Genomic DNA, 13,541 nt, shown 5'->3' on the forward strand with positions numbered 1-13,541 from the left:
CATGAAAAGGCGCGAGGCCGGACAGGCAAAGGGGAACAGCCATGTGTGATGTGTGTGTGATGAATGCCGTGAAGGACCGCATGCTGTCGCGGCGCGATCTTTTCCGGGCCGCAGCCGTTGGCGGGGCGGTGGCGGCCGCTGCGGCGGTGAGCGCGCCCTTTTCTGCCATGGCGGCGGTGCCCAGCAAGGTCAGCGACCTGACCCATGAGCTGCACGAGGCCTTCCCGACCTTCTTCGGCCAGCAGCAGTTCTTTGCCGAAAAGCTGTTCGACTACGCCAAGGACAAGTTCAACCTGTTCGAGCTGCGGGTGAACGAGCACACCGGCACCCATGTGGATGCGCCGCTGCATTTTTCGGCTGACGGGCTGTCGGTGGCGGAAATTCCGGTCGCCAATCTCGTCGTGCCGCTCTGCATCATCGATATCCGCGCAAGGGCTGCGGAAAACGCCGATGCGCAGCTGACCCCCGATGACATCAAGGCCTGGACGGCGGCAAACGGTGATCTGCCGGAAGGCGCCTGCGTTGCCATGCTGTCCGGCTGGGACAAGCATGTGAACACGGAGAAATTCCGCAGTGCCGATGCGGATGGCAAGATGCATTTCCCCGGCTTCCATGTGGAAGCGGTTCAGATGCTGATGGAAACGGGCAGTATCTCGGGCATCGCCTCGGACACGCTGTCGCTGGACTACGGCATGTCGCCGGATTTTGCGGTTCACTACGCCTGGCTGCCGTCAAACCGCTGGGGCATCGAGTGCATCGCCAATCTGGACCAGCTGCCGGTCAAGGGTGCAACGCTGGTCGTTGGCGCGCCCAAGCACCGGGGCGGCACCGGCGGCCCGGCCCGTATCTTCGCGCTGGCGTGAAGCCGAAGCAGGAGAGAGTGCCGGGCTTCAGGCCGGGCGGGGCAGTTACCTTTCCGCGTCATTCCGGCCAAGCGCAGCGCGAGCCGGGACCGGTGAGCCGGGGTGCGGGTTGCCTGCGCTCAAGGGCGGTACCGATGGGCCTTGGCTCACCGGTACCGGATCTTCGCTTCGCTCTCGTCCGGTATGACGATCGAGAATTTTGCAGTGTGTATGCCGGGCTTTACGCCCGGCGCTTGGCCTCGATCACGTCCCAGACGCGCACGGCAATATCCGGGCCGCCGAGGCGCTTGACGGCGCGGATGCCGGTGGGGGCGGTGACGTTGATCTCCGTCAGGTTGCCGTCGATCACGTCGATGCCGACGAGGATCAGCCCCTTGGCCCGGAGAGCCGGCCCGAGGCGGGCGCAGATCTCGCGCTCGCGCTCGCTCAGTTCGGATTCCTTCGGCGAGCCGCCGCGCACCATGTTGGAGCGCAGATCGCCCGGCGCGGGCACCCGGTTGACGGCGCCGGCATATTCGCCGTCCACCAGCAGGATGCGCTTGTCGCCATGCTTCACATTCGGCAGGAAGCGCTGGATCACCCAGGGCTCGCGGAAGGTGGCGGCGAAGAAGTCGTAGAGCGAGCCGTAGTTGAGGTCATCATTGGTGATGCGGAACACCGCCGCCCCGCCATGGCCGAACAGCGGCTTCATGACGATATCGCCATGCTCCTCGCGGAAGGCGTCGATCTCTGCCCGGTCGCGGGTGATCAGCGTCGGCGGCATCAGATCGGCAAATTCGGTGACGAACAGCTTTTCGGGCGCGTTGCGCACCTCGGCCGGATTGTTGACCACCAGCACCTGCGGATGGATCTTCTCCAGAAGATGGGTGGCGGCCACATAGGCCATGTCGAAAGGCGGGTCCTGACGCATCAGGATGACGTCGATCTGCGACAGATCCGTGCGCTGCTTTTCGCCCAGCGTGAAGTGGTTGCCCTTCTCGTCGCGCACCGTTACCGGCTCCAGCGCGGCGAAGACCTTGCCGTCCTTCAGCGCCAGCCGGTCCGGCGTGTAGTGGTAAAGCTCGTGCCCGCGCGCCTGCGCCTCCAGCATCAGCGCAAAGGCGCTGTCACCGGCAATGTTGATGGACGAAATATGGTCCATCTGGACCGCGACCTTCAGGGCCATGCCTGTTCTCCGGAAAGCTTCATGTCAGGGGCCGCTTTGCGGCGGGGCACATACATATGTGATTTCTGGACCGGTTTGTCCAGAATAGGCAGCCGGGTCAGAAACCGGCGGCCTGTAACAAAGAAGGCCCGCCCTGCCCCGGTTCCTTGCGGAAGGGGCAGAGCGGGCCCGGATCAGCTGTCAGCTGTGTGGCCTTGAGCCGGGTCAGACGCGGCGGTCCACCAGCATCTTCTTGATCTCCGCGATGGCCTTGGCCGGGTTCAGGCCCTTCGGGCAGGCCTGCGCGCAGTTCATGATGGTGTGGCAGCGGTAGAGGCGGAACGGGTCTTCGAGGTTGTCGAGACGCTCGCCCTTGGCTTCGTCGCGGCTGTCGATGAGCCAGCGGTAGGCCTGCAGCAGCACGGCCGGGCCGAGGTAGCGGTCGCCGTTCCACCAGTAGGACGGGCAGGAGGTGGAGCAGCAGGCGCAGAGAATGCACTCGTAGAGGCCGTCCAGCTTGGCGCGGTCCTCATGGCTCTGGCGCCATTCCTTTTCCGGAGCCGGGGACACCGTCTTCAGCCAGGGCTCGATGGAGCGGTGCTGGGCATAGAAGCGGGTCAGGTCCGGTACCAGATCCTTCACCACCGGCATGTGCGGCAGCGGGTAGATGCTGATGGCGCCCTTGGACACTTCATCCATGCCGCGGGTGCAGGCAAGGGTGTTGGTGCCGTCGATGTTCATCGCGCAGGAGCCGCAGATGCCTTCGCGGCAGGAGCGGCGGAACGTCAGCGTCGGGTCGATCTTGTTCTTGATGTAGATCAGACCGTCCAGAATCATCGGGCCGCAGTCGTCGAGATCGACGAAATAGGTGTCGATGCGCGGGTTGCGCCCGTCATCCGGATTCCAGCGGTAGATCCGGTATTCGCGCAGGTTGGTGGCGCCCGCCGGCTTGTCCCAGACCTTGCCCTCGGTCACCTTCGAGTTCTTGGGAAGCGTCAGCTGAACCATTATCGTCGCTCCGCGTTACGGCGGCGGATGAATGTCCGCGCCAGTCAGTTCCCCGTCAGGCCGCCAGCCGGAACAGGATGTTGTCTCTGGTTTCACCGGCCTTGACGTAACCGAGATCTGCCAGAAGGGTCAGGCAGTCCTCGGCCCAGTGCGGCCGGCAGTTTGTTTCAATCAGGATCGCCCGGGGCCAGAGGTCCCGGTTTGCCGTCCGCAGATAGGGCAGGAGGACACGGTCCTCAAACCCTTCCACGTCCAGCTTCATGACATCCACCCGCTCAAGGCCTGCCTCGCTGATCACATCGAGCAGCGGGCGCACCGGAACGGTGACATTGGACCAGTTCCCGGCCCATTCGCCGGTGGTCAGATCTTCCACCACGGTGGCAAAACCGGCGTTGGAGGGCTCGCGCCAGAGGGAAAGCTCCCCCTCCCGGTCGCCCACTGCCGTGCGCACCAGCGTGATGCTGCCCGCGCCATTGGCCGCGATGTTGAAGGCAAGCTTCTCCGCCGTCTCCTCGCTTGCCTCAACCGCCAGCACACGGGCACCGGCAGCAGCGGCGAACAGGGAATAGGTGCCCACATTGGCGCCCACATCAACGAAGACCGCGCCCCGGTGGATGAGCGGTGCCAGAAGGCCGTGCTCGGCCCGCTCCGGCAGCCGGCCGCGGGCCAGCATCTTGCGGTCGTCGTAGTTGGCGCCGGGGTAGACGCGGAACTTCAGCCCTTCCACCACCGTGTCATAGGGGCCGCCGAAAAGACGGGCCACCAGTGACCTGATCCGCTTGCGCAGAAAGGCAGAAATGTCATGCCGGTCCGCAAGCCCCCAGGCAAGACGCACCAGACCCTCGGCACGGTAGGTGCCGAAGGGGGAACTGGTATCTGGCCGGGCGGTTGCGGACATCGGGTGCCGTCCTTAGTACACGCGTGCCTTGGGGGCGATCTTCTTCGGGTCGATGCCGCCCTGCTCGTAGGGCGTCAGCGGCTCGAGGACGACCGGACGGTAGTCCAGCTTGACGTTACCGGCCTCGTCCACCCAGGACAGGGTGTGCTTGCGCCAGTTGTCGTCATCACGGCCACCCAGCGGACCAGCCTTGTAGTCCTCGCGGGCATGGGCACCACGGCTCTCCTTGCGGGCCTCGGCGCCGTAAACCGTGGTGATGGCGTTGGCCATCAGGTTCTGCAGCTCGAGGGTTTCCACAAGATCCGAGTTCCAGACCATGGACCGGTCGGAGACCTTGATGTCGCTCATTTCGCCCCAGATGGCGGAGAGGCGCTTGCAGCCCTGCTCCAGGCTTTCCTGGGTGCGGAACACAGCCGCGTCTTCCTGCATGGCGCGCTGCATCTTCTCGCGCAGAGCTGCCGTCGGCGTGCTGCCGCTGGCGTGGCGCGTCTTGTCGAAGCGGGCCATGATTTCTTCGCAGGAGCGCTCGTTCGGCGTGGGCACTGCGGACTTCGGATCGACAACCTCGGCTGCGCGGATGGCAGCGGCGCGGCCGAAGACCACAAGGTCGATCAGCGAGTTGGAGCCAAGGCGGTTGGCGCCATGCACCGATGCACAGCCCGCCTCACCCACGGCCATCAGGCCCGGCTGGATGCGGTTCGGGTTGGCGGCATCCGGGTTCAGCACTTCACCCCAGTAGTTGGTGGGAATGCCGCCCATGTTGTAGTGCACGGTCGGCAGAACCGGGATCGGCTCCTTGGTCACGTCCACGCCCGCGAAGATCTTCGCGGATTCGGAAATGCCCGGCAGGCGCTCGGCCAGCATGGCCGGATCCAGGTGGTCGAGGTGCAGGAAGATGTGATCCTTGTTCTTGCCGACGCCGCGGCCTTCACGGATCTCCAGGGTCATGCAGCGCGAAACCACATCGCGGGAGGCAAGGTCCTTGGCGGAGGGGGCATAACGCTCCATGAAGCGCTCGCCTTCCGAGTTGACCAGATAGCCGCCTTCGCCGCGGGCGCCCTCGGTGATGAGGCAGCCCGAGCCGTAGATGCCGGTCGGATGGAACTGCACGAATTCCATGTCCTGCAGCGGCAGGCCCGCACGGGCCACCATGCCGCCGCCGTCGCCGGTGCAGGTGTGGGCAGAGGTGGCGGAGAAATAGGCGCGGCCATAGCCGCCGGTCGCCAGAACCACCATCTTCGCTGAGAAGCGGTGAATGGTGCCGTCATCGAGGTTCCAGGCGATCACGCCCTGGCACACGCCGTCTTCCGACATGATCAGGTCGAGCGCGAAATACTCGATGTAGAATTCGGCATTGTGGCGCAGGGACTGGCCATAGAGCGTGTGCAGGATGGCGTGGCCGGTACGGTCCGCTGCCGCGCAGGTGCGCTGCACCGGGGGGCCTTCGCCGTAGTTCTGCATGTGGCCGCCGAAGGGGCGCTGGTAGATGCGGCCATCCTCGGTGCGCGAGAAGGGCACGCCATAGTGCTCCAGCTCATACACGGCCTTGGGGGCCTCACGGGCGAGATACTCCATGGCGTCGGTGTCGCCGAGCCAGTCGGAGCCCTTCACCGTGTCGTACATGTGCCATTCCCAGCAGTCCGGCGTCATGTTCTTCAGCGAGGCGGCAATGCCGCCCTGTGCTGCCACCGTGTGGGAGCGGGTGGGAAACACCTTGGTGATGCAGGCCGTGCGCAGGCCCTGCTCGGCCATGCCGAGGGTGGCGCGCAGACCGGCACCGCCGGCGCCGACCACCACCACATCGTGGGTGTGTTCGACAAATTCATAGGTCTTGGCCATGTGGATCAGCCTCCAAAGGCAATCTTGATGACCGCGAACACCGATCCGAGGCCGACAGCGGCACAGAAGAAGATGTTGGCCATCAGGGCGAGGAACTTCACGCCGTCACCGTGGACATAGTCCTCGATGATGACCTGCATGCCGAGCTTCATGTGATAGATGCCGGACAGGATGACCAGCAGAAGCAGGATCGACAGCAGCGGGTTCTTCAGGGCTGCAACCAGTTCCGCATGGCTTGAGCCCTGCAGGGAAATGACCAGCACGATGAAGAACGAGATGAGGAAGACGTTGGCAAAGGCCGTGACGCGCTGGCGCCAGAAATGCTCGGTGCCTTCCTTGGCGGAGCCAAGGCCGCGGACCTTGCCGAGGGGAGTGCGCATATCGCTCATGATCTATCTCCTCAGCGGACCATGTAGCCGATGATCCACAGCAGGATCGTCAGCGTCACCGAACCGATGATGGTGGCACGGGCCAGCCATTCGCGCGCTTCACGGCCGAAACCGGCGCCCATGTCCCAGATGAAGTGGCGGATGCCGCCCAGCATGTGGTGAACAAGGGCCCAGGTGAAGCCGAACAGCACCAGGCGGCCAAGGATCGAACCCATCAGGCCATTGACGAAATCATAATAGGCCTCGCCGGAGGCCGCGGCGATGAGCCACCAGGCCAGCAGCAGGGTCCCGAAATAAAGCGCCCCACCGGTCACGCGGTGGAGGATCGACATCACCATCGTCAGGATCGGCTTGTAGATCTGAAGATGGGGCGACAGAGGGCGGCTGCCCTTCACATCGACATCCGGCATGGACATTCTCTCCCGTCCGACGCCATGCTGCCGTTTACGTAAACGTCAGCAATCTGCGGCGTTGTCTAGTGGGGTAATAGCGCCAAGAACACGGCTCGTCAAAGTATCCTGAGGGTGAAAACTGCATTGAGTTTCTTTCCTTCGAATACGAAGCGCGGATTCTCGCGGGTTTGAACGATTGAAAGACCAGAGCGGGTTAATATGGCGTGAAGTTTAGGCAGGTGCTGAAACGGCTTTAACTTGACAGGAATCTTCAGGTTTATCCGAAGACAGACCAGCCCGTCTTGCGCGCAAAGGTCTCCATGGCCTCCGTGCCCAACTTGGAATTGCCATACTGGTTCAAGCCCGGAGACCAGACGGCGATGGAAGCCCGGCCCGGCGCGATGACGAGAATTCCGCCGCCAACGCCGCTCTTTCCCGGCAGGCCGACGCGGAAGGCGAAGTCGCCCGAGCCGTCATAATGGCCGCAGGTCATCATCAGTGCATTGATGCGCCGGCGCCGGTCGCGCGAAATCAGGCGCGGCATGCCCGGCCCTTCCAGCAGCAGCCGCCCGGCCAGCGCAAGCTGGCGGCAGCTCATGTCGATGGCGCATTGGTGACAGTAAGTGCCAAGTACCTTGTCGGTGCTGTTCCGCAAATTGCCAAAGGAAGCAAGGTAATGGGCAAGGGCGAAGTTCCGGTTCGCGGTTGCAATTTCTGACTGCGCAACATTCTGGTTGATGCGAATGTCCTCAAAATCGCAGGCTGCCTGCACAAACCGCACCATCTGGCCCAGCGCTTCGCGGGGCGAGGAGTCCGCCAGGTAGGTGTCCGCGGTCACCAGCGCCCCGGCATTGATAAACGGGTTGCGGGGAATACCGCTCTCGTGCTCAAGTAGCAAAAGACTGTTGAAGGCAAGGCCCGAAGGCTCCCGCCCCACCCGGTGCCACAGCTGGTCACCCACCTTGCCCAGCGCCAGAGCCAGTGCGAACACCTTGGACACGGACTGGATCGAAAAGGGCGTGTCCGCATCCCCGGCGGCATAAACCTCGCCGGATACGGTGGCCACGCAGATGCCGAACTGATTCGGATCCACCCGGGAAAGCTCCGGGATGTAATCCGCCACCTTGCCCCGCTCGTCCGAGGCCATGGCGTCACTGACGATTGCGTCCAGAAGATCCTGCATCTGCTCCCGCCCAAGTTCTGTCACCGGCATGCGGCGGGCTCCTCCTCAGCCGTTACCGGGTGGCGGACACAATCATACCCGGCGGGTCAAGGAAAGCCGTTTGAAAAGATGGACCATGAAAATCGTCGCAAAGACCGGCGTGACAAGGTTCAGCAGCGGCACGGCAAGAACGGCCGCAATCAGCAGGCCTGCCATGAACACCTTGCCGCTGTTCGCCTGCCGCAGCCGCCGGGCTTCCGTTAACGGCATGAAGCGGGACGCGGCGAACTCGAAGAACTCACGGCCCAGCAGATAGGCATTCACCACGAAAAAGGCGATGAGGTTGATGCCCGGCACCAGCAGCAGCACCAGCGCAAAAAGATTGCCCAGAATGACCACGCCCGTGAACCGCAGGGTCGAGAGCAGCGATGTTCCCAGCGGCATGGCCTTGCCGGGCAGATCGGCCGGATAATTCGTCCGCTCGACGATTTCCGCCACATCATCCTGAAAGAATCCGGCGAAAAGCGCCGTCACCGGCGCCACCAGAAAGCCCAGCGCGAAGATGGCGCCGATGCCGGTCAGGATCGTCACCACCGTATCGAGCCATGGATAGAGCAGTTCCACAAACCCGGCGACCAGCGCCTGCAGCCCGATCCATACGGCCATCAGCACGGCCAGCGTGAACGCCAGGGATTTGATCAGGATTGCCCGGAAAGCTGGCTCGAAAACCTGCCCCAGAGAGCGGATTGCATCGGAAATCATCGGCAGCTTCCAGCGTTCGCGTGTCACATGTCTTTCCGGCGAGAGATAAGCGCGGCCTGCACCGGCCACAAGGCAGGGAACCCGAAACCGCTTTTCACAGTTGAGGCTGCAACAGCGTCCATTGGTGACCCGGGTAAATTGGTGTACCATGCGGGACGGTTGCGGCCTATTTCCGTGGGAGGAGAGCATGCCGGCAAGCAGCAAGCAGAATGCGGCGGATCTGTTCCGCTTTGAATGGGGCATTTACCGCAAGCTGACCAGCACCGGGCTATTCGGCCATGTGGAGGTGGCCGAAGTGCTGGAGCGGGAGATTTCCGCCCGGTTTCCGGCGCCCTTTTCCATTCTGGAGCTGGCCTGCGGCGATGCCTCCGTCACCAGCAGCGTGCTGAGCCGCTGTCCGGTTTCCACCTATCGCGGCATCGATCTGTCCGCCATGGCCCTGTCGCTGGCGCGGAGCAACTTCGCTGCCGCACCCTTCCCGGTGACGCTTGAGGAAACCGACATGCTGGCGGCCCTGTCGCCAGAAAGCACCGGACCGGTGGATGTGATCTGGTGCGGCCTGTCGCTGCATCACCTGCCGCAGGACGAAAAGCGCCAGCTCTTTGCCCTTGCCCGCAACGCCTTGCGCAAGGGTGGGATGATGGCGGTCTATGAACCGGTGCTGCCGGACGGGCTGACCCGTGACGCCTTCATGGCGCGGATGGCGGGCGAATTGCGTCAGGCCTGGGCCGTGCTTGCCCCGGACGAGTTCGACCACATGTGGCAGCACATCAACAGCTTCGACTTTCCCGAGACGCTGGACGGCTGGAAGTCCCTCGGCCTTGCCGCAGGCTTTGCGCAGGCGCAGGAGGTGTTCCGTCTGACCGGGCCCATGCCCTGTTCCTTCCTCGTCTACGAGGCAGGTCCGTCTCACTGACACGAAAAAAGGTCAAAGCCGGGTACGGGCTTTCAGGGCCTGGGCCAGCGTGCCTTCATCCAGATAATCGAGTTCCCCACCCACCGGCACGCCGTGGGCGAGGCGCGAGACGGTGACGCCGGAGGCGGCCAGTTCGCCGGTGACGTAATGGGCCGTCGTCTGCCCTTCCACCGTGGCGCTGATCGCCAGGATCACCTCGCGGATGCCGCCCCGGTTCACCCGCTCCACCAGCGAGGCGATGTTGAGATCCTCCGGGCCGACGCCATCCAGCGGCGACAGGGTGCCGCCGAGCACGTGATAGCGGGCGTTGAGCGCTGCCGCCCGCTCCAGCGCCCAGAGATCGGCCACATCCTCAACAACAACCAGCAGCCCCTCGTCGCGGGCCGGATCGCAGCAGATGGCGCAAGGGTCGGACGTGTCGACCGTGCCGCAGACCGAGCACACGCCCACCTTCTCCACCGCCACAGCCATGGCGGAGGCGAGCGGCACGAGCAGCTGCTCCTTTTTCTTGATCAGATGCAGCGCTGCCCGGCGCGCCGAGCGGGGACCAAGGCCCGGCAGCTTCGCAAGAAGCTGAATCAGGCGTTCAATCTCGGGTCCTGCAACCTTCCGGCTGGCCATGATGCCCCCTTGTGATCCGTAGCGGACGCTGGTCAGAAACTTCGGTTCTTCTGTTTGCAGGCAAGTGCCCGCAGATACAAGCCGGTGACCAGGGCACGCCTCTGCCTCTTTGCGCTACCGGGTTCACACATCAGGTTTGGACGTCGCCCGCAATGATGCATCTACTTTCCGGAGGCACACCGCCGCCCCCCTCCCCCTCGTGGGGAGGGGTAAGGGGTGGGGGGCTCTGAGCCTGCAATCATCTAATGAGCAGTTCTTCCTGCAGAGCGCCTTCAAGAGGTGGTGCGGCGTGGCATTCATGAGACTCAGCGGCACGCGAGACGCTGAGCCCCCCACCCCCAGCCCCTCCCCACGAGGGGGAGGGGGGCAGAAAGGCCTCGGCAGAGAACCCCCGTTCCCTCAGAACGGCAGCTTGAAGCCTGCGGGCAGGCCCATGCCGCTCATGAGTTCCTGGGTCTTTTCCGCCATCATCGCCTCGGCCTTGGCCTTGGCATCATTATGGGCGGCGAGGATCAGGTCTTCGAGGATCTCCACCTCGTCTTCCTTGGCCAGCGAAGGATCGATCTTCAGGCCCTTCATGTCGCCCTTGCCCGACAGGGTGACGGTGACAAGACCGGCACCGGCGCTGCCGGTCACTTCAACGGCGGCCAGGCTTTCCTGCAGGGAGCCCATCTTCTCCTGCATCTGCTTGGCCTGCTTCATCATCTTGAGGAAGTCCATGGGTGTCTCCTTGTGGTTCAGCGCACGTCGAGGAAGCCGATGATCTTGCGCATGTCGCGCAGCACCGGTTCGGCAATGGCCGAGGCGCTTTCCGCGCCTGCCTTCAGCACCTTGTCGATTTCGGCCGGGTCGGCCATCAGGCGGCGCATTTCGCCCGAAAGCGGCGCCAGCTTGTCGACGGCAAGATCCGCCAGCGCCGGCTTGAAGACCGAGAAGGGCTGCCCGCCGTAATCGCGGATGACCTCTTCCTTCGTCTTGCCTGCAAGAGCCGCGAAAATGCCGACCAGATTGTCCGCCTCGGGGCGGCCCTTGAGGCCTTCCACTTCGCCCGGCAGCGGCTCGGGATCGGTCTTGGCCTTCTTGACCTTCTTGGAGATGGCATCCGCATCGTCGGCAAGGTTGATGCGCGACAGGTCGGACGGGTCCGACTTCGACATCTTCTTGGTGCCGTCACGCAGGCTCATGATGCGGGTGGCGGGGCCTGCAATCATCGGCTCGGGCAGCGGCAGATAAAGCTCATCCGGTACTTCCGGCGAGGGGGTGGGGTTCGGCACGCCGATGCCCAGCTCCTTGATGCGCTCCGCAAAGTCGTTGTTGAACTTCTGCGCAATGTCGCGGGTCAGCTCCAGATGCTGCTTCTGGTCATCGCCCACCGGCACGTGGGTGGCGCGGTAGGCCAGAATGTCGGCGGCCATCAGGTTCGGATAGGCGAAGAGGCCAACGGAAGCATTCTCGCTGTTCTTGCCGGCCTTGTCCTTGAACTGGGTCATCCGGTTCAGCCAGCCCATGCGGGCAACGCAGTTGAAGATCCACGCCAGTTCCGCGTGTTCCTTCACCTGGCTCTGGTTGAAGATGATGGAGCGCTTCGGGTCGATGCCGGCGGCGATATAGGCGGCGGTCACCTCACGGGTCGCGCTCTTCAGTTCGCCCGCATCCGGAAACCCGGCCGTGATGGCATGCAGATCAACGACGCAGAAGATCGACGGCATCTGGTCCTGCAGCGGCACCCAGCGGGAAACGGCGCCCAGATAATTGCCGAGATGGAGATTGCCGGTTGGCTGGACACCAGAAAAACAGCGGGGCTGGAAAGCCGTCATGATCAAGTCCCTGAGAGTTGGCCGGTTGGAAGGGCCCGTAAATGGGAAGGCAGAATGCCGCTGTTCTTATGGCGAACCGCTGGCGGCAAGGCAAGCCGGGAGCTTTGGGCTTCAATCGGACATGAAGCCGGGCATGGCATCACGTTTGCCGTCTTCGCCTTTCTCCCGGCCCTTGCGCAGGCGGCGGGCGAAGCCGATGAGATCGGCACCGCCGGTGATCTGCGCAAAGACCGCGAAGGTGGCCATGCCGGATCCCGTCAGCAGCAGCAGCCCGGCAAGGCGGATGGAGAGATGGCCACTGGTCAGCAGCGGCGCAAGCGGCCCGGACAGGAGTTCCACCGCCGCGCCCATCAGCAGGCTGGCCACGAACAGCAGCGCCACCTTGCGCAGCACCAGCCTGTCCGGCACGAAATAGCCGCTGCGCCACAGGGCAAGGCCGAGCAGCACGGTGTTGACCCAGCCCGAAATGCTGGTGGCGGCGGCAATGCCTGTGTGCCGGAAGTCTGGGAACAGCAGCAGCGACAGGACAAGGTTGACCACGGCGCTGATGCCTGCACACCACATGGGGGTGCGCATGTCTTCCCGGGCAAAAAAGCCGGGGGCAAACACCTTGTGCAGCACGAAGGCAGGCAGGCCCCAGGCAAAGGCGGCCAGCGCCAGGGCCGTGCCCTCCACCGCCTCCCGGCCGAAGGCGCCGCGCTGGAACAGCACCGAGACGATCTCCTCCGGGATCAGCACCAGCGCCACCGAGGCAGGCAGCGTCAGGGCGAGGGAAAACTCCATCGCCCCGTTCAGCGTCTTGCGGAAGGTGGCTCCCTGACCGGAGCGCAGCTGCCGCGTCAGGCTGGGCAGCAGCACGACGCCCACGGCGATGCCGATGACGCCCAGTGGCAGCTGATAAAGCCGGTCGGCATAATAGAGCAGCGCATTGGCGCTGGCCTCGCCCGAGGCAATCACCTGCCCGACGACGATGTTGATCTGGGTGATGCCGCCCGCAATCACCCCCGGCACGCCGAGAAGCGCAAGCCTGCGCACGGCCGGCGTCAGGCGCGGGCGTAGCACGGGCACGCGGAAGCCGAGGCGTTTCAACCCTGCCAGCACGAAGACAAGCTGCACGATGCCGGCCAGGGCAACGCCGCCGCTCAAGGACAGGGCCAGGGTCCGCTCGCCGGAGACACCGGCAAATGCAAGGGCCGCGAGGACGGCGCACATCACCACATTCAGCATCACCGGGGCAAAAGCCGCCGCGGCGAAGCGGTGGTAGGTGTTGAGAATGCCGGCGGCAAAGGCCAGCATCGACATGAACAGGAGATAGGGGAAGGCAATCCGTGACATCAGCACGGTGAGATCGAACTTCTCCGGCTCCGCCGCAAAGCCCGGCGCCAGCGCCCAGACCACCGCCGGCATGAAAAGCTGCGCCAGTGCCGTCAGCGCCAGAAGCGTCCAGAACAGGGCAGCGGCAATCTCCCCGGCCACCCGGCGGGCCGCTTCCTCGCCGTCTTCCTCCAGTGTCCGGCCGAAAAGCGGCACGAAAGCGGAATTGAAGGCCCCTTCCGCAAACAGGCGGCGGAAGAGATTGGGCAGGCGGAAGGCGACGACAAAGGCATCGGCCACCGGCCCGGTGCCAACGACGGCCGCCAGCATGGCATCGCGCGCGAAGCCGATCAGGCGGCTGGCGAGGGTGGCGCCGCCGACAGTGGCAAAGTTCCGCAGCATGCTCATGGGATCAA

Annotated in this window: 14 protein-coding genes; 2 read left to right on the forward strand and 12 right to left on the reverse strand. The window is 64.1% G+C overall.

Annotation, left to right across the window (positions count from 1 at the left end):
* The first annotated feature begins 41 nt into the window (after positions 1-41).
* Complete coding sequence (locus tag AC0CMF_RS15540; protein ID WP_374629660.1) at positions 42-863, forward strand: cyclase family protein; 822 nt, start codon at positions 42-44, stop codon at positions 861-863.
* A gap of 220 nt (positions 864-1,083) precedes the next feature.
* On the opposite strand, the gene gshB is transcribed toward AC0CMF_RS15540, so the two are convergent.
* From gshB to AC0CMF_RS15580, 8 genes are all read right to left on the reverse strand, one after another.
* Positions 1,084-2,028: a glutathione synthase gene (gene gshB / locus AC0CMF_RS15545; RefSeq protein ID WP_374629661.1), complete on the reverse strand. Its 945-nt coding sequence runs from the start codon at positions 2,026-2,028 to the stop codon at positions 1,084-1,086.
* A gap of 204 nt (positions 2,029-2,232) precedes the next feature.
* Positions 2,233-3,015, reverse strand: a complete 783-nt coding sequence (locus AC0CMF_RS15550; protein ID WP_019964270.1) for a succinate dehydrogenase iron-sulfur subunit — start codon at positions 3,013-3,015, stop codon at positions 2,233-2,235.
* A 55-nt stretch (positions 3,016-3,070) separates the two neighbouring features.
* Positions 3,071-3,913: an FkbM family methyltransferase gene (locus tag AC0CMF_RS15555; protein WP_186415193.1), complete on the reverse strand. Its 843-nt coding sequence runs from the start codon at positions 3,911-3,913 to the stop codon at positions 3,071-3,073.
* Between the two features lie 12 nt (positions 3,914-3,925).
* On the reverse strand, positions 3,926-5,752 hold the full coding sequence (gene sdhA / locus AC0CMF_RS15560) for a succinate dehydrogenase flavoprotein subunit (RefSeq protein ID WP_374629662.1): 1,827 nt from the start codon (positions 5,750-5,752) through the stop codon (positions 3,926-3,928).
* Between the two features lie 5 nt (positions 5,753-5,757).
* A complete protein-coding gene (gene sdhD / locus AC0CMF_RS15565; RefSeq protein ID WP_026355658.1) occupies positions 5,758-6,141 on the reverse strand; it encodes a succinate dehydrogenase, hydrophobic membrane anchor protein in 384 nt (127 codons plus the stop codon).
* Positions 6,142-6,152: 11 nt separating this feature from the next.
* On the reverse strand, positions 6,153-6,557 hold the full coding sequence (gene sdhC, locus AC0CMF_RS15570) for a succinate dehydrogenase, cytochrome b556 subunit (RefSeq protein ID WP_371328544.1): 405 nt from the start codon (positions 6,555-6,557) through the stop codon (positions 6,153-6,155).
* A gap of 253 nt (positions 6,558-6,810) precedes the next feature.
* Entirely contained in the window at positions 6,811-7,746 is a 936-nt protein-coding gene (locus AC0CMF_RS15575; protein WP_374629663.1) for a glutaminase, read from the reverse strand.
* A gap of 42 nt (positions 7,747-7,788) precedes the next feature.
* The gene (locus AC0CMF_RS15580) at positions 7,789-8,457 is read right to left on the reverse strand and encodes a sulfate transporter family protein (RefSeq protein ID WP_374629690.1); all 669 of its coding nucleotides are present in this window, start codon (positions 8,455-8,457) and stop codon (positions 7,789-7,791) included.
* A gap of 187 nt (positions 8,458-8,644) precedes the next feature.
* Between AC0CMF_RS15580 and AC0CMF_RS15585 the strand changes: the two genes are divergently transcribed.
* On the forward strand, positions 8,645-9,373 hold the full coding sequence (locus tag AC0CMF_RS15585; protein WP_374629664.1) for a methyltransferase domain-containing protein: 729 nt from the start codon (positions 8,645-8,647) through the stop codon (positions 9,371-9,373).
* Positions 9,374-9,385: 12 nt separating this feature from the next.
* Here AC0CMF_RS15585 and recR read toward each other — a convergent pair whose 3' ends face one another.
* The 4 genes from recR to murJ form a co-directional block, all read right to left on the reverse strand.
* Complete coding sequence (gene recR, locus AC0CMF_RS15590; RefSeq protein ID WP_058898393.1) at positions 9,386-9,994, reverse strand: recombination mediator RecR; 609 nt, start codon at positions 9,992-9,994, stop codon at positions 9,386-9,388.
* Between the two features lie 399 nt (positions 9,995-10,393).
* Positions 10,394-10,714 carry a YbaB/EbfC family nucleoid-associated protein gene (locus AC0CMF_RS15595; protein WP_050473639.1) on the reverse strand — a complete coding sequence of 107 codons (321 nt, stop codon included), beginning with the start codon at positions 10,712-10,714 and terminating at the stop codon, positions 10,394-10,396.
* Between the two features lie 17 nt (positions 10,715-10,731).
* Complete coding sequence (gene trpS / locus AC0CMF_RS15600; RefSeq protein WP_122522476.1) at positions 10,732-11,811, reverse strand: tryptophan--tRNA ligase; 1,080 nt, start codon at positions 11,809-11,811, stop codon at positions 10,732-10,734.
* 111 nt (positions 11,812-11,922) lie between these two features.
* Complete coding sequence (gene murJ / locus AC0CMF_RS15605) at positions 11,923-13,533, reverse strand: murein biosynthesis integral membrane protein MurJ (RefSeq protein WP_374629665.1); 1,611 nt, start codon at positions 13,531-13,533, stop codon at positions 11,923-11,925.
* Positions 13,534-13,541 lie beyond the last annotated feature (8 nt).

The organism is Pannonibacter sp. CBAS1226 (assembly GCF_055685825.1).

Bases quoted from the DNA above. Each gene is read 5' to 3' on its own strand.
- AC0CMF_RS15585 (WP_374629664.1), top strand. From the start codon at position 8,645: ATGCCGGCAAGCAGCAAGCAGAATGCGGCGGATCTGTTCCGCTTTGAA.
- recR (WP_058898393.1), bottom strand. From the start codon at position 9,994: ATGGCCAGCCGGAAGGTTGCAGGACCCGAGATTGAACGCCTGATTCAG.
- AC0CMF_RS15550 (WP_019964270.1), bottom strand. From the start codon at position 3,015: ATGGTTCAGCTGACGCTTCCCAAGAACTCGAAGGTGACCGAGGGCAAG.
- gshB (WP_374629661.1), bottom strand. From the start codon at position 2,028: ATGGCCCTGAAGGTCGCGGTCCAGATGGACCATATTTCGTCCATCAAC.
- sdhD (WP_026355658.1), bottom strand. From the start codon at position 6,141: ATGAGCGATATGCGCACTCCCCTCGGCAAGGTCCGCGGCCTTGGCTCC.
- trpS (WP_122522476.1), bottom strand. From the start codon at position 11,811: ATGACGGCTTTCCAGCCCCGCTGTTTTTCTGGTGTCCAGCCAACCGGC.
- murJ (WP_374629665.1), bottom strand. From the start codon at position 13,533: ATGAGCATGCTGCGGAACTTTGCCACTGTCGGCGGCGCCACCCTCGCC.
- sdhC (WP_371328544.1), bottom strand. From the start codon at position 6,557: ATGTCCATGCCGGATGTCGATGTGAAGGGCAGCCGCCCTCTGTCGCCC.
- sdhA (WP_374629662.1), bottom strand. From the start codon at position 5,752: ATGGCCAAGACCTATGAATTTGTCGAACACACCCACGATGTGGTGGTG.
- AC0CMF_RS15555 (WP_186415193.1), bottom strand. From the start codon at position 3,913: ATGTCCGCAACCGCCCGGCCAGATACCAGTTCCCCCTTCGGCACCTAC.
- AC0CMF_RS15580 (WP_374629690.1), bottom strand. From the start codon at position 8,457: ATGATTTCCGATGCAATCCGCTCTCTGGGGCAGGTTTTCGAGCCAGCT.
- AC0CMF_RS15595 (WP_050473639.1), bottom strand. From the start codon at position 10,714: ATGGACTTCCTCAAGATGATGAAGCAGGCCAAGCAGATGCAGGAGAAG.
- AC0CMF_RS15575 (WP_374629663.1), bottom strand. From the start codon at position 7,746: ATGCCGGTGACAGAACTTGGGCGGGAGCAGATGCAGGATCTTCTGGAC.
- AC0CMF_RS15540 (WP_374629660.1), top strand. From the start codon at position 42: ATGTGTGATGTGTGTGTGATGAATGCCGTGAAGGACCGCATGCTGTCG.